Source organism: Pseudomonas sp. BF-R-01 (genome assembly GCF_019946615.1).
Lineage (GTDB): Bacteria > Pseudomonadota > Gammaproteobacteria > Pseudomonadales > Pseudomonadaceae > Aquipseudomonas > Aquipseudomonas migulae.
On record NZ_JAGYFX010000004.1, the window covers coordinates 63,312 to 82,760 of the forward strand.

Here is a 19,449-nt window from a genome sequence, read left to right on the forward strand (position 1 = left end):
GTTCTCCTCAAGCCGCGCTGATCAACTCGATGCGGATGGCGCATTTCTTGTAGTCGGTCTGCTTGGAGATCGGGTCGGTGGCGTCGAGCGTGACCTTGTTGATCAACTTGTTGGCATCGAAAAACGGTACGAACACCAGGCCGCGGGGTGGTTTGTTGCGCCCGCGGGTTTCGATACGCGCGCGGATTTCACCGCGGCGGCTGATCAGCTTCACTTCACTGCCACGCCGTGCCTTCAAGGCCTTGGCGTCCTCCGGATGCATGTACACCAGGGCGTCCGGCACCGCTCTGTACAACTCCTCGACTCGCTGGGTCATGCTGCCCGTATGCCAGTGTTCGAGGACCCGGCCGGTGCTCAGCCAGAACGGGTAGTCAGCATCCGGGATTTCGGCCGGTGGTTCGTAGGGCAGGGCGAAGATGATCGCCTTCTTGTCCGGGTAGCCATAGAACTGCACTTCGCTGCCGGCCTCCACGTAAGGATCGAGGCCCTCGCGATAACGCCAGCGGGTCTCCTTGCCGTCGACCACCGGCCAGCGCAGGCCACGTTCGCTGTGGTAAAGGTCGAAGGGCGCCAGGTCATGGCCGTGGCCACGACCGAACCGGGCGTACTCTTCGAACAAGCCTTTTTGCGCATAGAAACCAAAGGCCTTGGCTTCGTCGTTCTTGTAGCCGGCCTCGATTTGCTCGACGGGAAACTGGTCGACCTGACCGTTCTTGAATAGAACCTCGAATAGGGTTTTGCCTTTGTATTGCGGCGATTTGGCCAGCAACTCGGCGGGCCAGGTTTCGTCGGTGGTGAAGCGTTTGGAAAACTCCATCAGCTGCCACAAGTCCGATTTGGCGTCTCCCGGTGCGCTGACCAATTGATGCCAGAACTGCGTGCGACGTTCGGCATTGCCAAAGGCACCTTCCTTTTCCACCCACATGGCGCTGGGCAGGATAAGGTCGGCGGCCTGGGCGGAAACGGTGGGGTAAACGTCCGAGACGATGACGAAGTTTTCCGGGTTGCGCCAGCCAGGCAAGACTTCCTGCATGATGTTCGGCCCAGCGTGCATGTTGTTGCTGGCCTGGGTCCAATACACGTTGAGGACGCCGTCCTTGAGCATGCGGCTCTGTTGCACCGCGTGAAAACCGACTTTCTCCTGGATGGTGCCGGCCGGCAGTTTCCAGATCTGTTCTGCGGTGGCGCGGTGCTTGGGGTTGGTCACTACCATGTCGGCGGGCAAGCGGTGGGAGAAGGTGCCGACCTCCCGCGCAGTGCCACAGGCCGACGGCTGGCCGGTCAACGAGAATGGGCTGTTGCCCGGCTCGCTGATCTTGCCGGTGAGCAGGTGGATGTTATAGATCAGGTTGTTGGCCCACACCCCGCGCGTGTGTTGGTTGAAACCCATGGTCCAGAACGACACGACCTTGCGTTCGGGGTCCGCATAAAGTTCAGCCAGGGCCTTGAGGCGTTCCGGGGCCACGCCGGACTCTTTCGCGGTACGTTCCAGGGTGTAGGGTTTGACGAACGCGGCGAACTGCTCGAAGGACATGTCGGTCCAGGTATTGGCCTTGTCGGCATTCTTCGCCTGTTTTTCCCGTGGGTCGTCGGGACGCAAACCGTAGCCGATGTCATCGGCGCCTTTGGCGAAGCGCGTGTGCTTGCTGATGAAATCCTTATCGACCTTACCGTTTTCAATGATGTGGTTGGCAATGTAATTGAGGATCAGCAGGTCGGATTGCGGCGTGAATACCATGGGAATATCGGCCAGTTCGAAGCTACGATGCTCGAAGGTCGACAGCACCGCGACTTTCACATGCGGCTGGCTCAGGCGCCGGTCGGTGACCCGGCTCCATAGAATCGGGTGCATCTCCGCCATGTTCGAGCCCCACAGCACAAAGGCGTCGGTGGCTTCGATGTCGTCGTAGCAGCCCATCGGTTCATCCGCGCCAAAAGTGCGCATGAAACCCATCACCGCCGAGGCCATGCAATGGCGGGCATTGGGGTCGATGTTGTTGCTGCGAAAACCGGCTTTCATCAATTTGTTGGCTGCGTAACCTTCCCAAACCGTCCATTGCCCGGAACCGAACATGCCGATCGATTCCGGACCTTTGTTCTTCAGGGCTTGCTTGAACTTTTCTTCCATGATGTCGAAGGCCTGGTCCCAGCTGATCGGCTGGAATTCGCCCTGTTTGTCGAACTGGCCGTTGGTCATGCGCAGCAGAGGCTGGGTCAGGCGGTCCACGCCGTACATGATTTTGGAGAGAAAATAGCCCTTCACGCAGTTGAGTCCGCGATTGACCTCGGCCTTGACGTCGCCATGGGTGGCGACCACCCGGTTGTCGCGGGTCGCGACCATCACGCTGCACCCGGTGCCGCAGAAACGGCAGGGCGCCTTGTTCCAGTCCAGGGTGACCATGTCCGCTTCGGTAATCAGGTTACTGGCGGAGGTGGCAATCGGCAGGCCAGCGGCGGCGGCTGCGATGGCCGCGGCCTGGGCCTTGACGAACTCTCGGCGGGACATGCTCATTCGGTGTCTCCTGTGGGCTCTAGGAGTTCGTGATAGATCAACGCGGCGTTGAGCACACCCGGCAGATTGTTGATTTGCTCGATACGTTGCAGGATCTGATTTTCGTGGCTGGCCTCAAGCACGACCACCAGTTTTCCGGCGGCACTTTCGTGATGTAATTCCAGGCCGTCCAATAGACGCAAGTTGGCTTTGACGGCGTCGAATAGTTCAGGTCGGGCAAGTACCACCAGGCTGGCTATATGCAGAGTTTCGTCCATGCGCTGACTCCAACAGGCTCTGAAAGAGAACTATCAGTTAGGTGGTCCGGGCGGGCCGTAGAGCATTTGGAAAAACCAGATGAGGAAGCCATAGCCGCCCACTATCGCGACCGACAGCAGCGGAAAAAGGCAGACGACAAGAAAGACAAACAGCCGGGCTTCTTTGCGACGCTGCGGTTTTTGTTCTTCAGCCAACGACATGAGAATCTCCTGCCGAAACTTGCGTTGATACTAGATCAGTAGTTAAGGGGAGGACTTCTGCCCTGAGTTTTTCTCGACCAATGGTTAACTATCGGTCCAGCAGAGGTGCCAGCAGTGCACACATGCTGCGCCAGTGCGAACCCTCCCAGTAAACCCGTTGGCAGGCGTCGCAGCGCAGGAAGTGCGAATAGAGCGCGCCAACGCGTGGCGGCACCTGCGGCCGGGCCAGTTCCGGGCTGATCTCGTGCAGCGGCAGGTTGCAATGAAGGCACAGGCTGAATGGCCGCGCGCTACGCGCCAGGTCGAGGCGCTCGTACAATTCGCGCAGCTGCAGCGACGGTTTCAGGGCGTGCACGTAACAGCCATGGCTGATGATCCGCCGCTTGAGCAGTTCGCGGTCACGGGTCAGCACGATACGTCCTTGCTGCGCAGCGATCTCAGCGATCTCGCCATCCTCGAAGCCATTGTCGTAGAGGGTGTCGAAGCCGCTCATGCGCAGCAGGTTGGCCAGCCCGCCCAGGTGCGCATCCGCGACGAAGCGCAGCACCCGTAAAGGTTGAGCCCGAACCTTTAACAGCGGGCTGATGTCCAGCGTTTCGAACTTGGGATACACCGCCAACCGGTCATCATCGAAGATCACCCGCTCGAAACCCACCGACTCGCCGTTGAGCAACACCAGTTCGACCTCCGTGTGCGGTATCCCGAGCGCCTCGATCATGTGCTTGACCGTTGCCCCTCGCGCGCACTTGCAGGTGAATGACTGCCGCCGTCGTTCGGCCGGCAGGAAATCGTTGAGCTCCTCGTAGAAGCGGAAGGTTGCACTGGCCATGATGAACAGTATGGCAGGGCTGCAGGATGAGCGAGTCTGGCCCGGACACCTTCTGCGGCGGGGCCCCGACTACGATCGTGTTGGAATTGCTCAGGGATAGGTTTGATGTCGATTTGTTCAGGGGGCTTCGAGGCCGCCAGGATAAAAAACAGTGGGCCAAATGTATCGCTGTGTATCCAGACCCGCTGTAAAGATGCTGGCGTACAAATGCCCCTCGATCCGGATACATCCGGGATACACGGTTGCAGTCAAATAGCCTGGCCTTAGCGAGAAAGCAAACGCACCTCGCACCACGGCTTATAGCCCTGGCGGCATGACCCTGAGCGGCCTCACCGCACACAGTATCCGGAGAAATAACCATGTCCCGTCTTTCGAACAAATCCCGTATTGGCCTGATCGCTGTTTCACTGGTCGGCTGCATGAACCTCGCTTCGTCTGCCTTCGCCGCTGACGCACTGCCTCAAGGCTACCAACTCGCCGCGGCGGAAAAGACCAGTGAAGGCAAGTGTGGCGAAGGCAAGTGCGGCGCCAGCGAAACCGGCGCCAAAGTCACCAAGGCCGGTGAAGGCAAGTGCGGTGAAGGCAAATGTGGCGATGCTTCCTTCGCCCGTACCGACACCGACCACGACGGCCGCGTTTCCCTGAAAGAATTGCTGACCGTGGCCCCAAAGGGTGCTGAAGAGTTCAAGGCGATGGACACCAACAACGACGGTTTCCTTTCCGAAGGCGAGGTCTACAAATTCCGCACCAACCAGTTCACCTCCAACGGCAAGAAAGTGCCAACCGAGCTGTTCACCAAAATGAGCAAAGCGCAGGGCTGATAGTGGGGGCTGCCGACTACAACGACATCGGTGTGGCGAGATAGGGTTTTCTCTATCTCGCCACATCGGTGTTTATTTGTTGCGATCTATAAAGCGCTGGGGGGAGGCAGGGTCGCGGGGATTAATTGATGTTTGAGACGGCAAAAGCGGCAGGCAAAAAAAGCTGCCAAAAATGGCAGCCATTGAAAGAGCCCGCAACGGGTTGAAGTCAGTATTACTTAAGATAAATGACAGCCTCGTGACAATTCTTCAATCCGCACTTTATTTCACGTGCTCCCCATCGGTCAGGACTTCCCTTCGGCGCAATCACTGCTCTAATAACAGCACCGATGTTCCGTTCACTGTCTTGAAAGAGGGGGCGTTGCTCATGACCGAAAAATCCCGGGTGCTGTTCGTCTGCGCTAAAAATGACATTCGTTCATTGATGGCGGAGTCTCTCCTGAAACATACCGACTCCGAACACTTTGAAGCCTTCAGCGCGGGGCTGGAAGCCAGTGAAGTCGATCCGCGAACGCTTGAGTCGCTGGAACATATCGGCGTCGACGCAACCGGCTTGCGCAGCAAATCAATCAGCGAGTTTGAAGGCCAGCAGTTCGACTATGTCATCACGCTGTGTGACAAATCATCGGAAGAGGCGGGCAAGATGCCGATCTCTGACGAAGTGATGACGTGGAATTTTGAGGATCCGGCGAGCAGTGAACGGCATGAACCTTTTCGACATGCTCTCCAGGAAATTCACGACCGCGTCAAAATGTTCGTCACTGTCAAAATGAGGCATTCAAGCGCTCATGCTTGATGTTCAAATCGACCGCTGATTCACCCGCCGGGTCAGTTCCTCTGCCGACTCCTTGCGTTCCGAGTAACGGTCAACCAGGTCCGGGCGCTCCCGCAGCAACAGGGTGAACTTCACCAGTTCCTCCATGACGTCCACCACCCGGTCATAAAGCGCGGACGGTTTCATGCGGTTGTCTTCGTCGAATTCCAGATAAGCCTTCGGCACGGAAGACTGGTTGGGGATGGTGAACATCCGCATCCAGCGCCCCAGCACACGCAGTTGATTCACCACGTTAAACGACTGAGAGCCACCACTGACTTGCATGACCGCGAGGGTTTTGCCCTGGGTCGGGCGAATGGCGCCTAGCGCGAGCGGCACCCAGTCTATCTGCGCCTTGAACACGGCCGACATCGAGCCGTGACGTTCAGGCGAACACCAGACCTGTCCTTCCGACCATTGCATCAGTTCGAGCAGTTCCTGGACTTTCGGGTGATCGGTCGGTGCATCGTCCGGCAGAGGAAGACCGGATGGATTGAAGATTCGCGTTTCTGCACCGAAATGTTCGAGTAATCGGGCGGCTTCTTCGATCAGCAGACGGCTGAATGAACGCGGTCGGGTCGATCCGTACAACAGCAGGATTCGTGGCTTGTGCGGGATGTCGTCACCGGCAATGGATTGAATCAGGGAGGCGTCGAGATTGGGCAGTTCGTGGGACATGAGGGCTCCGGTTACAGGGTGCTGATGCGATCGAGTTCGCGCTTCAACGCATCCCGGTCAAGTTCGCCGAAGGGCAGGGCGAGGAAGGCCCGGCAGCGTGTTTCGATGCGCGCCAGGGTCGAGTGGAAGGCCGCGGTCACGACCGCTTCGTCGCCCTTCACCTCGGATGGATCTTCCAATCCCCAATGAGCCTTCAGCGCCGGCCCGAAGTAAACCGGACACGCCTCGCCGGCAGCCTTGTCGCAGACGGTGATGACAATGTCCGGTGGGTTGGCTTCGAAGGCGTCGTTGCCTTTACTGCTCAAACCGTCAATCGCGATGCCGGCTTCTTGCAGCGTCACAAGACTGCGCGGCAGAACCTGGCCCTTGGGGAAGCTGCCGGCACTGACTGCCTGAAAACCTTGCGGCGCGAGATGATTGAACATCGCTTCGGAGAGGATGCTGCGGCAGCTATTGGCGGTGCACATGAACAAAACGCGCATGGTGACTTCTCTGAGTACATATGGTTAATCGAATATACGTTTTTCCATATGGGGTGGTCAAATGCTGTCTGATTGTCAATTCATTGCCTGGCATGGGGCGTTGCAGGAGTGCGGTCTTTGAGAACGAGGCCGCTGCAGAGTCCGTAGGGCTGACTCATTCGCCCAAATCATTACTACCTTTGCAGGCGGATCGATCAGATCCATCAGTATTCCTTCCTCATTGCCATAACGTGCATTTGATTTAGCGCCCAAACCGACTAATATACGTTCCATATCCATTTCATATAGTGAAACTGATGGGCATCGTAAAAATTTCTGAAGACATGCATGAACATCTGCGCGTCGCCAGCGACGCGTTGAGCCGTTCGATCAACGCTCAGGCCGAGCACTGGATGCGTATCGGGATGCTTGCCGAATTACACCCCGACCTGGATCACAGCGACATTTGCCGCATGTTGATTCGTGCAGAACTGCAAGGCGGTCTTGATTTGAAGAAGCTCTGCGCCCTCGAAGAAAGTTCGCAAGGCCCACAGGTTCATGCAGCCATCGGAGCCAGGAAATGAGGGCGAACGTGCGCATCAATACCCGGGCAGACATCGCCAGCTCGCGTGCCGCTGCAACGCTGGCGGCCGAGGTGCTGGCCATGATTGGGCCTTATGTGAAAGCGGGTGTCACCACCGACGAGCTCGATCAGCGCTGTCACGACTACATCGTCAATGTGCAAAAGGCCATTGCGGGGAATATCGGGTATCTCGGCTACCCGAAAACCGTGCTGACGTCCGTCAATCAGGTGGTCTGCCATGGCCTGCCTTCGGCCACTGTCCTGAAGGATGGCGACATTGTGAATATCGACGTCGCTGTCAAAAAGGACGGTTGGTATGGCGACACCAGTCGAATGTATTACGTGGGTGAACCCAGTCCGCAGGCTCGGCATTTGGTCAAGACCACCTACGAAGCGCTGTGCGCCGGTATTCGAGTCGTTCGCCCCGGTGCCACGCTGGGCGATATCGGTTATGCCATTCAGTCGGTCGCCGAAAGGGATGGATTCAGTGTTGTGCGCGAATACTGCGGTCACGGTATTGGCAAGGTCTATCACGATGAGCCGCAGATCCTCCATTACGGCTATCCCGGCCAGGGATTGCAGTTGAAAGCGGGCATGATTTTCACCATTGAGCCCATGTTGAACGCGGGTAAGCGTCACGTGAAAACCCTGGCGGACGGCTGGACAGTTGTCACCAAGGATCACTCCCTTTCGGCCCAGTGGGAGCACATGGTGGCGGTCACTGACGATGGCTTTGAGGTTCTATCTGCCTGGCCTGACAGCGTCGAAGAGTTCCCGGCTATCCGATAACCCGGCCCTGGACGGGCCTTTGGCATTTGTGCGGTGGCGGCAGGCCGATGGCGAACATTCACCCCGGCCTCTTTCAGGCAAACGCCTCCTCGATAAATGCTTCCAGCGCCTTGTCTTCCAATATCTCGATGGAGAAGTGCCCGAAGCGTTTGGGCAACCAGATGATGCGGGCCCCGGACGGGGATTGCAGGTTCGCGCGGGCGAGGGGTTTGCCGTTTTCGTCTTCTGGCTGAACACCCGTGGCGATCAATTCGTCATAGGCCTGCTCGATGTCCGGCGTGGAGTAGCAGTGGCGATAAATCATGCCTTCACCCGAAGAATCCAGGAGTTCCTTCAGGTTCCCCGTCAACGGTTGCACGAGCATGAAACGCTCCTGACCGATCAACGCAATCGCGTAGCGCACGTGCAGGCCACCGCGTTCCCAGACGAGCGTTTTCGAGATCCTGGCCTTCAGTGTCTGTGCGTAGTAAGCACAGGCTTCTTCGAGATTCGTGACCAGTACATCGACGTGACTGAACTTCAGTTCCATTGCATTTCTCCTGTCAAACCGGCGTCCATGATAACGACGTCACCCTCAGGATCAGAAGGGGTTACATGGGGTTTGTTTGCGAGCCGAACAGCGTCGCTGAGATGGGGCCGTGCCGCATGCTTGCCGAGAGCGGCAACGCATTGCCCTCGACGTTTGCGGCAAGCAAGCACTTCATCCCTTACTCATGCGCCGTAACTCGCGGCTATCACAATGAGCGCAAGGAAACAGACCAACTGAACGCAAAAGAAGGTAAACCGAACCGCCACGAACCTGTTTGTCTGCACATGAGATACGTGAACCAGAGACTGGCACACACGAGCGATCAGGACGAGCATGGACAAGTAGTCAACGGCGGGTGTGTTGATACCAAGGGCTGAAATCACGAACACGATGGCGCCAAAGACCGGCAGGTTCTCCACACAGTTCGCATGCGCTCGAGTTCCGCGCCGATACCAATCCTCGCCATCGGGCTGATCGCTTCGGAAGGAGGCAATCGGAACATTCGAGAACAGGATTCTGACCCAGCGATACACCCCGACGGTTGCCATCAACAGCAGCAAAGTCCAGGTCGCGAATCCAAGCAACATCCACATCGGTATCGTCATGGCTGCCATCCTCAATCCAGCACGTCATTGCACATCCGCGCGACCGACGCGAGGTCGGCCGCACCCTGTAGATCAGTTGCTCATGATGGGAGCCAATGCGGTCTGAATCCTGGACATCTGCGCGGGTGTTGTCATGCGCGCAAGCAGTTGGCCAAAGTGTGGATGCTGCACGCCCGAGATAATGTATTGCCAGCGGTAGGCGCCCAGCACGGAGGCATTGATTTGCGCGGTCTCGTCAACACTGAACGAGCGTGGAACATTGCGAATGAAGTAGTTGGCATCGGATGCCGATTGCGCCTGCAGGATTGCATCGACGGCTGCCACCAGCGCAATCAGATCGTTCACTGCCTGGTCGCGCTCGACTGGCGAAAGTTTCGCATGCTCCGCTTTCCATTCCAGCTCATCGAGTACGACGTGCCGGCTTTCATCCTTCCAGTGAAATTTGAAGACATCCTTGAAGAGCGGGCACAACTCCTCGCGCGGGGCGATGCTTTTTGCGTAATGCGTTTGAACAAACAGCTCGATATGACAGGTCAGCGCCAGCACCGACCAGGTGCTGGCCGCCAGTACCGCACGCGCCACATCGTTTGGATCGGCCACTTGGCGATATCCCGCCGGCAATTGCGCATCCATCATCGTTTCTATGCGCCGGAACAGCTCCTGATGCTTGATCTCGTCATTGGAAAATCGCACCAGCGCTTCAAGCGCGAGCTGATCGTCAAAGACATGGGCCCGACCTTGATCGAGCATTTTGGCACTGATGAAACGCTCGACCAGGCCAAAGATATACGCATAGGTTCGGCCCTGAATCTGGCTGAGCAGGCGCGCCTCTTCCAGGGTGAGAAAGGTCAGGCGGTCGATCCGCGAGAGTCCGTCGGGCAAGAATTTGCGCGAGAAGTCGAAGCGGCGGTCCTGGAGCAAATCGCGATCGATCTGCCATTCGGCTTTTTTCGAGGACCTGACGAGTTGAGCATAACGGGCGGCGTTGCCCGAATCTGCGTCGGGTAAGGTTGCGACGGTGTTCATATCGATCTCCTGCTTCCTGGTCGAACTGGAAGGGGGCCATTACGGTTAACGTCGGAGCCTGTGACCATGAGTGAAACCTCTGGGGGGCGTCCTGATCACTGAGTCCGCGTTGGTGCTAATCTAGGCCTCGCCGTTCAGGCGCAGAATGACCGGTGCGCCTGATTACATGCTCCGGACTCCGGAAAGGAGGGCTGGCAATTGCTGGATGCGCTTTCTGATGTCTTGCGTGTCATTCGGCTCTCTGGAGGAGTCTTCCTCGAGGCGGAATTCACTGCGCCCTGGTGCCTCAGCGGAAAAATCTCTGCGGACGATTGCAAACCGTTCCTGGCGGCCCCTCGACATGTCATTGCGTCGCATTTTGTCGCTGCGGGGCACATGCAATTGAAAATCGCCGGTGAAGCCACCCTCGACGTGCGGGCAGGCGAACTCATTCTGCTTCCGCGCAATGACGTTCATACGTTTGGCAGCGACCTGAGCGTTGATCCCATGTCGGCGCGCGACGTTATTCAGCCGCCGGAAGTCGGCGGCATTTCACGTATCAAGTGCGGCGGAGGCGGCGAGGTCACGCAGTTATTGTGTGGGTTCCTCGGCACTGAAACCCCTTTCAGTCCGTTGCTCTCGTCGCTGCCATCCTTATTGAAACTGGACGTGCGCGCGACGGCTTCGGGAGCCTGGATTGAAAGCTCATTCCGGTTTGCTGTCAGCGAGATCGCGGCGGGGCGCGTCGGCTCGACAACGGTCATCGCCAAGCTATCGGAATTGCTCTTCGTCGAAGCCGTCAGCCAGTATGTCGCGAGCCTCCCCGCTGAACGGCGCGGGTGGCTGGCGGGTTTGCGGGATCCGCATATCGGGCGCGCATTGGCGCTGCTTCATGCTCGCCCAACCGAGGGCTGGACGGCAGAAGCCCTGGCGCTTGAAGTGGGCATGTCGCGCTCGGTTTTCGCGGAACGATTCACGGCATTGGTCGGCCAGCCACCGATGCAATACCTGACGCTCTGGCGCATGCACGTGGCGGCTCAACACCTGCGCGAAGGTCGCGGCAATGTGGCGCAAATCGGCTTTGCAGTGGGCTACGAATCCGAAGCCGCGTTCAGTCGCGCATTCAAACGCCAGTTCGGCACATCACCCGGCACCTGGCGCAGGCAATCGGCTTGAGAACGGAGGGCGACGGGCGCGCTTCATCCGCTTGCTACCCGTATTCAGCGAAAGATCAGCGACTGGTGTGCCGCGCCGCCCGTGCGTGCGCCGTCACCCACTGCGACGGCCACATTGCCTGCGGCTATTGCTGCATCCCCGCAGGCAAACACGCCGGGTACACTGGTTTCGCGCATCGCATCGACCTTGATGAACTCTCCCGTCGGCCCGGCTTCAAACTCGCAACCAAGCAGCGCTGCCAGCGGGCTGCCCATACGCGTGAGAGGCTGAGTGAACAGCCCTGCAAATTTGATCACACGACCGCTGGCCAGTGTCACATCGGCTTGTTCCCCGCCAACCGACAAGACAGGTTCGCGCTCCACCGCAACCCCACGCCTGGCCAGCTTCGCCAACTGCTCGGCATCAGGCTCGAATACCTCGTTGAGGAAGAGTGTCGTTGGCCCCCAGTCGGGCAACATTAGCGATTGGTGGATGGCAACTGTCGACGCCGCCAAAACTCCAATCTGCCCGCCGTACAGTTCATATCCATGGCAATACGGACAATGAAACACTCGCTGCCCCCAGCGCTCTGACAGCCCGGGAACCGCAGGCAACTCATCCACCACCCCTGTGGCCAGGATCAGACGCCTCGCTGCGAATTGCTCCCCGTTCGCGGCTGTTATCACAAATCCACCATCGCCCGTCTTTGCATGGACGGCGGGTTGCGAAAGCCACTCGACTGTTGGATAGGCCAGCAACTGGGCACGTGCCTCGCTGGCTATCGTGCCGGGATCACGACCGTCCTGCCCAAGAAATCCATGTGAATTGTGAGCAAACCGATTACGGCGCTGACCTGCATCGATCACCAACACCTTTCGGCGCGCCCGTGCCAGTTGCAAGCCTGCGGAAATACCGGAATAGCTGCCGCCAACGATGATCACGTCATAAACCATTGATCAGTCTCCCTGGGTCTTCGACCTGCTCGAAAACTCTAGATACAACGTAAGTTACGTGATGTCGGGGTGTCAATAGTCTCGTAACTTATGCTGTGTCGAGCGATACTCGGCACACGCAATTTCAGGAAGCTGCCATCCATGAGAAATGACACTCGCTTGTCCCGCATGCTGCACGTGCTGATCCACATGGCTCGCCACGAACAGCCCGCCACGTCCGATACCATCGCGCAGATGCTCGGTACCAACCCGGTGGTGGTCCGGCGGACCATGGCGCTGCTCAAGGACGGGGGGTATGTGCGCTCGGAAAAGGGGCACCGTGGGGGGTGGACGCTGGCGAAACCGTTAGCGGATATAACACTGTTGAACATCCATCAGGCCTTGGGCTCGTCCTCGCTTTTCGCCATCGGTCTGTCGACCGACCATCCAGAATGCCTGGTGGAGCAAGCGGTGAATGCCGCGCTGACCGAAGCGTTTGATGCGGCGCAGGCACTGCTTATAGATCGCTTGGGAAGCGTCACGCTTGAACAGTTGGCCAGTGATTTCGAACGGCGCTACCAACGTCTGTAAACCTGTGGTCTACAAAGTGGCGTCTGGAAGTAGCTGTATGTTTGGTTCTAGCCGGAAAGTGACGGTCCAGTAGGGAAAGATCACATCCTTGGACATTATCCACATGGGGCCACTTGATCTTGTGAAAAGGTGAGTCATGTCGCCTGGAGGGCGAACTACGTTACTCAAAAAAGCACCTCCAGCCTACCTCCACTTTGTCTGTACTACGTTAGCTGAAAACGCTCTAACGCATAATCCTTGCCTGCCAAGGTAAGTTCAAAAGTGGTGGCGCCAAACGTGCCCCGTGTCACTTTTTGTTTGATAAGGCGTTTGTCTTGAAGTTGCTTTAGATCGGCTTCAACTTCTGCTGTGCTGAGTGAGACAAGTTTGCAAATTGAGTTCAGGTTTGCAACTTTCCTGAAATTTGCATGATAGGCCAAAGCTTCCATTAATAGCGTTTGGTTATCTGTCAGTCGTGGGAACTGAGGGTTGTTCATTTTGTAAACTTTTCGCTCTATCTCATGTAGCTCGTCGTAAGCTCCATCAGTGTTGCGGGCGTAGTAAATCGCTGCAGACAGAGTGCTGATTAAAATCGCGATTATCATCAGCAGCGACCAATTCGGCATTGGCGTTTCCAGCGAAAGCCAATCCGAAAAACGTTGCGGCCAGCTCGTGCTATCTGCCAACAATCTCAGGTCCAGGTGAGTGTCGAGCAGCTTTATGACAGCCCAAGCGACAAGGAAAATCCCAGCCCAGCAGGCCATAACCTTGAGCGTGAATGGGGAATGCTTGCCTTGTGCTGCCATGCTACTCGTCCCCAGTGCAGAAACAGGTCTTATCAGCATAGCAGTGGAAAACTGGTCGTCAGGCAGCTGACCTGCAAGGTCAGCTTTTGGCCGCCGGCCGCTCACCCAACCGCTCAACCAATCTGACGAGATAACCATCGGGATCCTGGACGATGAACTCGCGCTGGCCTACTTCTACGTTATCAGCCCGATACCAGGTGTCTTTGCATGCTCGATAGAGTGGAAATCCGGCTTGGCCAAGTTTTTGGGTGATGGGGGCGACAGCGGCAACGTCGATCTGCAGGTTGATTCCTCTTCCAAATGGCTTCGTCAGGGGGGCCGTAAGCCATTGGCCTGCGTCCGGATCAATCTGCTCGAGCATCACCTGAGCACCGTTCAAGTCGAGGTAAGCGAATCCATCTTCGGGGCGTTGATACGCTACTTCGAAGCCAAGGCAATGCACCCAAAAACCCAGGCTGTTACCAAGGTCGGTGACCATTAACTCTGGAACCAGTTTGCTACGTTCAAACATGAGATGAATTCCATTTCGATAGGTTTCTCCCCTGGGGCTGGCAGTGTAAATGCCTGATGCGTGGTAGCAGGCTCTGCACTGTTGGCACGAGTGCCACGGGAAAGGGGAGCGAGCGGCATGATGCAGGGGCGGATGAGTATTCTCGAGCCACAAAGCGATTATCGGGACTGCGGCCAGTGATCCTGAATGTCATGCCATACAGCCTTGGACGTCACCTCGACATGCTTCTGTTTATCGCAAGTAAAGGGCGTGTCCAGCGTACCGAGGGCTATGGAGATCCAGTCGGAGTAATCGCCCTGGCTATTTGACCAGAAGAGCGACGAGCCGCAGCGAGCGCAAAACTGGCGCTCGACAGATTCAGAGGAAGGGTAAGAACGGATGTCGTCGTTACCCTGTACCAGGTCAAAGTCGCCCCTCAAGACACTGCCGTAGCTCGCAAATGCAGCGCCATGGCTTTTGCGGCATTGGCTGCAATGGCAGTGCGAAACAGCTTTGGGGCGTGACCGGAGTTGGTATTGGATGGCGCCGCAAAGGCAACTGCCCTGGAAGGTCTCAGTCATTTTTGGTGGCAATCCATTGTTGAGGGGCAGCACTTTAAGTGGTGGGCAGATGCAGTGTCGAGCGACTGTCCGTCGAACAGGCAGGGCGGCAGGCTTCGACAACGATCCGTAGACAGTTTTTGCCCTGCCACAGACGGTCACTGCAAAAAGTCGCGAATCGCCCGAATAGTCTGCGTAGGCGCCTCTTCCATCAACCAATGTCCTGCCCCTGGAATCACCACTTCCGTGACATTGTCCGCGGCGTTGCGCATGACGATGGCTTCGTTGTTGCCAAAGGATTTTTCCCCGCCGACGGCCAGCACGGGCATGGTCAGGCGTGTCTTCATCGATGCTTCGTTGTCCACGGCGTCCTGGCGAATGCTGCGGAACTGCGCGAACGCCGCGTGCATCGCGCCGGGGCGGGCGTAGAGTTTGGCGTAATGCTGGCGGGTGGCTTCGTCCACTTTGCTCGGGTCGCCGGCGAACTCGTTCCAGAAGCGGTCGAGGTAGATACGCTCACGACCGGCCACCAGGCGCTCGGCATCCGGACCGCCAAAGTCGAAGTGCCACAGCATCGGTGAACGCACAATCTCGTTCCACGGCGGAATGCCCGGTACGGGCGCATCCATCACCACCAGGCGATCGGTTTGCTGCGGATAACGCGAGGCGTAGGCGAAGGCGACCATGGTGCCGATGTCGTGGCCGATGACCACCGAGTGGTCGATTTTCAACGCTGCCAGCACCGCGCGAACGTCGCCCGCTTGCGTTTTCTTGTCGTAGCCGCCGTCCGGGATCGACGACAAGCCCATGCCGCGCAGGTCCGGCACCACGACCGTGTGGTCCTTGGCCAGGTCGGCAGCGAGAGGCGCCCACATGTCGCCGGTGTCGCCGAAGCCATGCAGCAGCACCACGGCAGGCCCTTTGCCGCCGACGCGCACGTGGATTTTCGCGCCTTCCACGGCGATGTCCTGGGTGCGGAACGAAGTGGGGAATGGCGTGACGCCGGCATGGGCGGGCAGGCTTAGCGCAAGCAGCAAAGAAGCAGTCAGCAGGGTGCGGATCATGTGGTTTTCCCGGAAGGATGCATGGAGAGTTGCGTACCGCATCCGCTGCAAACCACCATGCCGAAACGCACGTCGCCCGGGGCAGAACAAGGTACCCAAGGCTGGAGCGTAGACCACATTGAGCGTTCTGATGGACCCTACAAATCGATGACCAGGTCTGACGTTGGCTTACTGCAGCACAGCAGGCGCAATCCCTTGTCGATTTCACGCTGGCGGATGCCGCCGTTGTGGTTCATCGCCACCGTGCCTTGCAGCACCGCCGTTTTACAGGTGCCGCAGACCCCTTGGCTGCAAGAGGAGGGGATGATGGCGCCGGCCTTCTTCGCAGCGGCCAGCACGGTCTGGTTGCCCGGCATGCTGAAGGTTTTACCGGAGCGGGACAGCGTGATCGTAAACAGGCTCTCCGGCTGATCGAGCACGCAGGCCGTTTCGATCAGAGGGGCCTCATCCAGCGCCGTGATATCGAAGCTTTCCTGGTGATAGTGGTGGAAATCAAAGTCTCCCTGTTTGAGTAGCGACTTGACCGCGCTCATGTAGCCTTGCGGCCCACAAGTGAACACTTCCCGCTCCTTGAAGTCCGGCACCTGTTCGCTGAGCAAGGCCAGATCCAGGCGGCCAATCGGCCCGGCCCAATCCGTGCTGTCGCCGTGTCCTTCGCAGATATTCACGACACGAAGTCCCGGCATGCTGGCCTGCATCCGTGTCAGTTCTTCATGGAAAATAATATCGTCAGGGGTTCGAGCACTGTGCACGAAGACGATATCCAGTCGGGCTGCCAGGTCGAAACCCGCGCGGGTCATGGACATCAGCGGTGTCACGCCGGAGCCCGCCGATAGATAAAGCAGCTTGTCGGCTGGACGGCCTGTCGGTGTGAAGCTGCCCGCAGGGCCGGAGGCAAGCAGCCTGTCGCCTTCGCGCAAGTGATCGTGCAGCCAGTTCGATACGGTCCCGCCGGGAACACGCTTGACCGTGATCGACAGCGCAAAAGGGCGGGTGGGCGACGATGACAGCGTGTAGCAGCGCGACACGCGTTGCCCCGAGATGGTCGGCGATACCGTAATGAACTGCCCTGGCTCAAAACTGATGGCGCTGAAATCCGCACTTCGAAAGGTAAAGGTTTTTACGTCGTGGGTTTCGTCGCGTACGGCGCAACAGTGCAGCGCTTTTTGCTCGCCACTGTTCCACTGTGCACCGTTGGTGGCCCACGTGTCCGGATGGGTGAATACGTTCGGTGCAGACACGGCGCTCGTTGTAACCGGCGGCTTTTCAAGGAGGGTCATGGTCATTGCTCACACTCCCTGTGCGGCAAGCCGCGCGGCGTACCAGCGAGAAAATTGATCCACGTAGGATTCGGTAAATGCCGAGAAGGGGCCTGGCGAGTAGCCGGGATCTTGCGTACCGCTGTGGGTGATCGCGACAAGGTTGGCGTCCTGCTGATTGGTGGCTTTCCAGACCTCGGTCAGTTTTTCGATGTCGTAATCCACGCCCTCGATGGCGTCGGCATGGACCAGCCATTTGGTGCGCACCAACGTTTTGTCGGGCGCGAGCGGGATGATGTATGAAATGACGGCGTGATCGCTCATCACATGCGTCCAGGAGTTATGAGTCCACAAGTGCACGTCGCCGAGATCGCGGCGGGTCAGGTCACCAAACAGCCGTGTGCAGGCCACCCTCGTGTCGAGCGTTTGCGATTCGCCATTGCCGGCAATGACCAGCCGCTGCGTGCGGAACTGGGTCACCGCGTCTGTGTCCAGGTGTTCCACTGCGTCGCAGATAAACCCGTCACGTTCCCAGCTGCGTTTGGCTGCCGCATTGCGTTCTTCATATTCATCCAGCGCTTGCAGCGATTCCTCACTCAGACCTTCAGCGCAGAACCCAAAATCCTCCGGCAGGAATGAGGCGGTTAATTCAGGGTGCGTCGCAGAGCAGTGATAACACTCGCGATTGTTTTCGATGACCAACTTCCAGTTACCGTCTTCAATGATCTCGGCTTCATAAGCAATCTTCGAATACGTGAGGTTGTAGGGCGCCAGCCGGGGCGCCATGGTTTGTTCCAGGTAGGCGATGTCTGCCGGTGGTTGGTCACCCAGGCAAACAAACACATGAGTGCCGACCACTTTCGTATGAACACGAGTCAGGCTTTTGCAGGTCGGATCGAAATCCTTGCCCATGTGAGCGGCATGCTTGAGGCTGCCATCAAGGTCGTAGGTCCACTGGTGATACGGGCACACGAGCATGCCCACCGTTGATTTGCCGGCCTGCTTCAGGCGCGCCCCGCGATGGCGGCAAACGTTGCGAAACGCTTGCACCTGCTCGTCGTCGTCACGCACGAGGATGATCGAGGACTTGCCGATGTCTATGGTCGAAACATCCCCAGGCTCCGGGATGTCCGCCGTCACGCCGACCAGAATCCAGTGCCGGGTGAAAAAGATATCGACGTCGCTGTCGAAAATGTCCTGACGCCCGAACAACGCGCCATGCATGCCATGGCCTGGGGTGCGTGCAGTCACCAGTTCTTGTTGGGATTTCGCGACGGTAGTTGTCATCTGTTGCCTCACGGGGGCGATGTTGAATCGTCAGTAAGTGACGGTGAGGCAAGTATCAAAATGGTCCGGATTTGCGTCAATGCGCTTTAATTTCACCCTCGCATAGCTAAAAGTTATGCGAAGAATCGACAACTGACCTTAGTGTGAAAGTAGCGACTCATCCCGTAACCAATCGACGATGGCGTTCACCAGCGGGGTTATTTCCCGGCCGTTCGGAACAATCAGGTAATAGGCATCTTTCGGTTTCACCGCGTAGTCAGTAATCCGCACCAATTCGCCGCTCTGCAATAGTGGACGCAACAAACGGTTCCAGCCCAGCGCGACGCCATAGCCCTGCAACGCGGCCTGCACCGTGTCGTTGTAACTGCTGCAGCGCAGGCAGTAATTCACCTTGGGACGACTCTCGCCCAGCTCCTTGAACCAGCTGTTCCATGTCATCCAGCCTTCGAGCGTGGTGTCCGAATCGATCAGGTCAATGTGCAGGAAGTCGTTGACCGACAGCGGGGCAGGGTGCGTGGTCAGCCAGGTGGGGGAACACACCGGGAACACTTCTTCGTCAAACAGGAAAATCGCCGTGCCGTCTTCCCATTTTCCATTGCCGAAGCGCACGGCGATGTCGACGTCTTGTCGGTGCACGTCCGGATTGTGGACTTGGGTGATCAGGCGCAACTGCAGCTTGGGTTGCGACAGGCGCAATGCAGCCAGCCGGGGCAGGATGCGCAGGTGTGAAAACGCCGCGGTGCAGGCGAGCACCAGTTCCTGCTCGGGTATCCCCTCGGAAATCTTGTCGAACACGTTCGCCATGCGCTGCATGGATTCGGCGACCACCGAATACAGCACGTAGCCTTCGCTGGTCAGTTTGATCGCCCGGTGCAGTCGATGAAACAACCGGGTGCCGAGGGTTTCCTCCAGGTATTTGACCTGCTTGCTGACGGCCGCCTGGGTCACGCCCAATTCTTGCGCCGCCAGCGTGAAGCTGCTCAACCGCGCAACGGCCTCGAATTCCATCAAGGCTGTCATGGACGGTATCAGTCGGCGGTAGCCCTTGACCTTCTTACTGGTTTCTTCACTGCCCATCTTGGTCGATCCTGAAGGAGAACGGAGCCGCTCAACCGGCGACACACTATCGCTCGTTCCGTTGCTCGCCGGGAAGTGCTCGCAAAGCTGTGTCGCAAACGCCTTGCGCCATGTCGCTACGGGTCAACCGGGCTGCTGGCAAAGTGCGCTTGGCAATAAGCTTTA

Annotated in this window: 23 protein-coding genes; 6 read left to right on the forward strand and 17 right to left on the reverse strand. The window is 57.9% G+C overall.

Annotated features, from left to right (window positions below; all coding sequences use genetic code 11):
* Nucleotides 1–7: 7 nt before the first annotated feature.
* From napA to KGB27_RS03280, 4 genes are all read right to left on the reverse strand, one after another.
* Nucleotides 8–2,512, reverse strand: a complete 2,505-nt coding sequence (gene napA, locus KGB27_RS03265) for a nitrate reductase catalytic subunit NapA (protein ID WP_223553181.1) — start codon at nucleotides 2,510–2,512, stop codon at nucleotides 8–10.
* Nucleotides 2,509–2,769 (reverse strand): chaperone NapD, encoded by a 261-nt coding sequence (locus KGB27_RS03270; RefSeq protein ID WP_008038861.1) that lies wholly within the window; start codon nucleotides 2,767–2,769, stop codon nucleotides 2,509–2,511. Before KGB27_RS03270 ends, napA begins: the two co-directional genes overlap by 4 nt.
* 33 nt (nucleotides 2,770–2,802) lie before the next feature.
* Nucleotides 2,803–2,970, reverse strand: a complete 168-nt coding sequence (napE, locus tag KGB27_RS03275; RefSeq protein ID WP_008038857.1) for a periplasmic nitrate reductase, NapE protein — start codon at nucleotides 2,968–2,970, stop codon at nucleotides 2,803–2,805.
* Between the two features lie 88 nt (nucleotides 2,971–3,058).
* Nucleotides 3,059–3,799: a Mut7-C ubiquitin/RNAse domain-containing protein gene (locus tag KGB27_RS03280; protein WP_223481198.1), complete on the reverse strand. Its 741-nt coding sequence runs from the start codon at nucleotides 3,797–3,799 to the stop codon at nucleotides 3,059–3,061.
* 359 nt (nucleotides 3,800–4,158) lie between these two features.
* Between KGB27_RS03280 and KGB27_RS03285 the strand changes: the two genes are divergently transcribed.
* Complete coding sequence (locus KGB27_RS03285; protein WP_192228256.1) at nucleotides 4,159–4,620, forward strand: hypothetical protein; 462 nt, start codon at nucleotides 4,159–4,161, stop codon at nucleotides 4,618–4,620.
* Nucleotides 4,621–4,987: 367 nt separating this feature from the next.
* Nucleotides 4,988–5,416: an arsenate reductase ArsC gene (locus KGB27_RS03290; RefSeq protein ID WP_223481221.1), complete on the forward strand. Its 429-nt coding sequence runs from the start codon at nucleotides 4,988–4,990 to the stop codon at nucleotides 5,414–5,416.
* A 3-nt stretch (nucleotides 5,417–5,419) separates the two neighbouring features.
* Here the strand turns inward: KGB27_RS03290 and arsH are convergent, their stop codons facing one another.
* Nucleotides 5,420–6,112, reverse strand: coding sequence for an arsenical resistance protein ArsH (gene arsH / locus KGB27_RS03295; protein ID WP_008038847.1), 693 nt, complete (start codon nucleotides 6,110–6,112; stop codon nucleotides 5,420–5,422).
* Between the two features lie 11 nt (nucleotides 6,113–6,123).
* The gene (locus KGB27_RS03300) at nucleotides 6,124–6,594 is read right to left on the reverse strand and encodes an arsenate reductase ArsC (protein WP_008033448.1); all 471 of its coding nucleotides are present in this window, start codon (nucleotides 6,592–6,594) and stop codon (nucleotides 6,124–6,126) included.
* Between the two features lie 296 nt (nucleotides 6,595–6,890).
* Between KGB27_RS03300 and KGB27_RS03305 the strand changes: the two genes are divergently transcribed.
* Both KGB27_RS03305 and map read left to right on the forward strand, forming a co-directional pair.
* The gene (locus tag KGB27_RS03305) at nucleotides 6,891–7,157 is read left to right on the forward strand and encodes a ParD-like family protein (RefSeq protein ID WP_008038842.1); all 267 of its coding nucleotides are present in this window, start codon (nucleotides 6,891–6,893) and stop codon (nucleotides 7,155–7,157) included.
* On the forward strand, nucleotides 7,154–7,945 hold the full coding sequence (map, locus tag KGB27_RS03310) for a type I methionyl aminopeptidase (RefSeq protein ID WP_207284485.1): 792 nt from the start codon (nucleotides 7,154–7,156) through the stop codon (nucleotides 7,943–7,945). Before KGB27_RS03305 ends, map begins: the two co-directional genes overlap by 4 nt.
* 73 nt (nucleotides 7,946–8,018) lie before the next feature.
* Here map and KGB27_RS03315 read toward each other — a convergent pair whose 3' ends face one another.
* From KGB27_RS03315 to KGB27_RS03325, 3 genes are all read right to left on the reverse strand, one after another.
* Nucleotides 8,019–8,474 carry a VOC family protein gene (locus KGB27_RS03315; protein WP_223435618.1) on the reverse strand — a complete coding sequence of 152 codons (456 nt, stop codon included), beginning with the start codon at nucleotides 8,472–8,474 and terminating at the stop codon, nucleotides 8,019–8,021.
* 182 nt (nucleotides 8,475–8,656) lie between these two features.
* A complete protein-coding gene (locus KGB27_RS03320) occupies nucleotides 8,657–9,079 on the reverse strand; it encodes an MAPEG family protein (RefSeq protein ID WP_192228253.1) in 423 nt (140 codons plus the stop codon).
* A gap of 72 nt (nucleotides 9,080–9,151) precedes the next feature.
* Entirely contained in the window at nucleotides 9,152–10,105 is a 954-nt protein-coding gene (locus tag KGB27_RS03325) for a diiron oxygenase (RefSeq protein WP_223553183.1), read from the reverse strand.
* Nucleotides 10,106–10,303: 198 nt separating this feature from the next.
* On the opposite strand from KGB27_RS03325, the gene KGB27_RS03330 reads away from it, so the two are divergent.
* Nucleotides 10,304–11,260 (forward strand): AraC family transcriptional regulator, encoded by a 957-nt coding sequence (locus KGB27_RS03330; protein ID WP_008038834.1) that lies wholly within the window; start codon nucleotides 10,304–10,306, stop codon nucleotides 11,258–11,260.
* 44 nt (nucleotides 11,261–11,304) lie between these two features.
* On the opposite strand, the gene KGB27_RS03335 is transcribed toward KGB27_RS03330, so the two are convergent.
* Nucleotides 11,305–12,192 (reverse strand): NAD(P)/FAD-dependent oxidoreductase, encoded by an 888-nt coding sequence (locus KGB27_RS03335; RefSeq protein WP_223553186.1) that lies wholly within the window; start codon nucleotides 12,190–12,192, stop codon nucleotides 11,305–11,307.
* Nucleotides 12,193–12,333: 141 nt separating this feature from the next.
* On the opposite strand from KGB27_RS03335, the gene KGB27_RS03340 reads away from it, so the two are divergent.
* The gene (locus tag KGB27_RS03340) at nucleotides 12,334–12,762 is read left to right on the forward strand and encodes an Rrf2 family transcriptional regulator (RefSeq protein WP_008038831.1); all 429 of its coding nucleotides are present in this window, start codon (nucleotides 12,334–12,336) and stop codon (nucleotides 12,760–12,762) included.
* Nucleotides 12,763–12,965: 203 nt separating this feature from the next.
* On the opposite strand, the gene KGB27_RS03345 is transcribed toward KGB27_RS03340, so the two are convergent.
* The 7 genes from KGB27_RS03345 to KGB27_RS03375 form a co-directional block, all read right to left on the reverse strand.
* Nucleotides 12,966–13,547: a hypothetical protein gene (locus KGB27_RS03345; protein ID WP_177318171.1), complete on the reverse strand. Its 582-nt coding sequence runs from the start codon at nucleotides 13,545–13,547 to the stop codon at nucleotides 12,966–12,968.
* Between the two features lie 79 nt (nucleotides 13,548–13,626).
* Nucleotides 13,627–14,058, reverse strand: a complete 432-nt coding sequence (locus KGB27_RS03350; RefSeq protein WP_223481116.1) for a bleomycin resistance protein — start codon at nucleotides 14,056–14,058, stop codon at nucleotides 13,627–13,629.
* A 158-nt stretch (nucleotides 14,059–14,216) separates the two neighbouring features.
* On the reverse strand, nucleotides 14,217–14,618 hold the full coding sequence (locus tag KGB27_RS03355; RefSeq protein ID WP_223553188.1) for a GFA family protein: 402 nt from the start codon (nucleotides 14,616–14,618) through the stop codon (nucleotides 14,217–14,219).
* A 137-nt stretch (nucleotides 14,619–14,755) separates the two neighbouring features.
* Entirely contained in the window at nucleotides 14,756–15,661 is a 906-nt protein-coding gene (locus tag KGB27_RS03360; RefSeq protein ID WP_223553190.1) for an alpha/beta fold hydrolase, read from the reverse strand.
* Between the two features lie 137 nt (nucleotides 15,662–15,798).
* Nucleotides 15,799–16,947, reverse strand: coding sequence for a 2Fe-2S iron-sulfur cluster-binding protein (locus tag KGB27_RS03365; protein ID WP_411736696.1), 1,149 nt, complete (start codon nucleotides 16,945–16,947; stop codon nucleotides 15,799–15,801).
* A gap of 3 nt (nucleotides 16,948–16,950) precedes the next feature.
* Nucleotides 16,951–18,207: an aromatic ring-hydroxylating oxygenase subunit alpha gene (locus KGB27_RS03370; RefSeq protein ID WP_223449517.1), complete on the reverse strand. Its 1,257-nt coding sequence runs from the start codon at nucleotides 18,205–18,207 to the stop codon at nucleotides 16,951–16,953.
* Nucleotides 18,208–18,345: 138 nt separating this feature from the next.
* Nucleotides 18,346–19,284, reverse strand: coding sequence for a LysR substrate-binding domain-containing protein (locus tag KGB27_RS03375; RefSeq protein WP_223553192.1), 939 nt, complete (start codon nucleotides 19,282–19,284; stop codon nucleotides 18,346–18,348).
* Nucleotides 19,285–19,449 lie beyond the last annotated feature (165 nt).

Excerpts from the sequence above, each read along its gene's own strand:
- KGB27_RS03305 (WP_008038842.1), top strand. The coding sequence starts at position 6,891 with ATGGGCATCGTAAAAATTTCTGAAGACATGCATGAACATCTGCGCGTC.
- arsH (WP_008038847.1), bottom strand. The coding sequence starts at position 6,112 with ATGTCCCACGAACTGCCCAATCTCGACGCCTCCCTGATTCAATCCATT.
- KGB27_RS03300 (WP_008033448.1), bottom strand. The coding sequence starts at position 6,594 with ATGCGCGTTTTGTTCATGTGCACCGCCAATAGCTGCCGCAGCATCCTC.
- KGB27_RS03335 (WP_223553186.1), bottom strand. The coding sequence starts at position 12,192 with ATGGTTTATGACGTGATCATCGTTGGCGGCAGCTATTCCGGTATTTCC.
- KGB27_RS03325 (WP_223553183.1), bottom strand. The coding sequence starts at position 10,105 with ATGAACACCGTCGCAACCTTACCCGACGCAGATTCGGGCAACGCCGCC.
- napE (WP_008038857.1), bottom strand. The coding sequence starts at position 2,970 with ATGTCGTTGGCTGAAGAACAAAAACCGCAGCGTCGCAAAGAAGCCCGG.
- KGB27_RS03340 (WP_008038831.1), top strand. The coding sequence starts at position 12,334 with ATGAGAAATGACACTCGCTTGTCCCGCATGCTGCACGTGCTGATCCAC.
- KGB27_RS03315 (WP_223435618.1), bottom strand. The coding sequence starts at position 8,474 with ATGGAACTGAAGTTCAGTCACGTCGATGTACTGGTCACGAATCTCGAA.
- KGB27_RS03350 (WP_223481116.1), bottom strand. The coding sequence starts at position 14,058 with ATGTTTGAACGTAGCAAACTGGTTCCAGAGTTAATGGTCACCGACCTT.
- KGB27_RS03320 (WP_192228253.1), bottom strand. The coding sequence starts at position 9,079 with ATGACGATACCGATGTGGATGTTGCTTGGATTCGCGACCTGGACTTTG.
- KGB27_RS03285 (WP_192228256.1), top strand. The coding sequence starts at position 4,159 with ATGTCCCGTCTTTCGAACAAATCCCGTATTGGCCTGATCGCTGTTTCA.
- KGB27_RS03375 (WP_223553192.1), bottom strand. The coding sequence starts at position 19,284 with ATGGGCAGTGAAGAAACCAGTAAGAAGGTCAAGGGCTACCGCCGACTG.
- napA (WP_223553181.1), bottom strand. The coding sequence starts at position 2,512 with ATGAGCATGTCCCGCCGAGAGTTCGTCAAGGCCCAGGCCGCGGCCATC.
- KGB27_RS03370 (WP_223449517.1), bottom strand. The coding sequence starts at position 18,207 with ATGACAACTACCGTCGCGAAATCCCAACAAGAACTGGTGACTGCACGC.
- KGB27_RS03360 (WP_223553190.1), bottom strand. The coding sequence starts at position 15,661 with ATGATCCGCACCCTGCTGACTGCTTCTTTGCTGCTTGCGCTAAGCCTG.
- KGB27_RS03270 (WP_008038861.1), bottom strand. The coding sequence starts at position 2,769 with ATGGACGAAACTCTGCATATAGCCAGCCTGGTGGTACTTGCCCGACCT.
- KGB27_RS03290 (WP_223481221.1), top strand. The coding sequence starts at position 4,988 with ATGACCGAAAAATCCCGGGTGCTGTTCGTCTGCGCTAAAAATGACATT.
- map (WP_207284485.1), top strand. The coding sequence starts at position 7,154 with ATGAGGGCGAACGTGCGCATCAATACCCGGGCAGACATCGCCAGCTCG.
- KGB27_RS03365 (WP_411736696.1), bottom strand. The coding sequence starts at position 16,947 with ATGACCATGACCCTCCTTGAAAAGCCGCCGGTTACAACGAGCGCCGTG.
- KGB27_RS03355 (WP_223553188.1), bottom strand. The coding sequence starts at position 14,618 with ATGACTGAGACCTTCCAGGGCAGTTGCCTTTGCGGCGCCATCCAATAC.
- KGB27_RS03280 (WP_223481198.1), bottom strand. The coding sequence starts at position 3,799 with ATGGCCAGTGCAACCTTCCGCTTCTACGAGGAGCTCAACGATTTCCTG.
- KGB27_RS03345 (WP_177318171.1), bottom strand. The coding sequence starts at position 13,547 with ATGGCAGCACAAGGCAAGCATTCCCCATTCACGCTCAAGGTTATGGCC.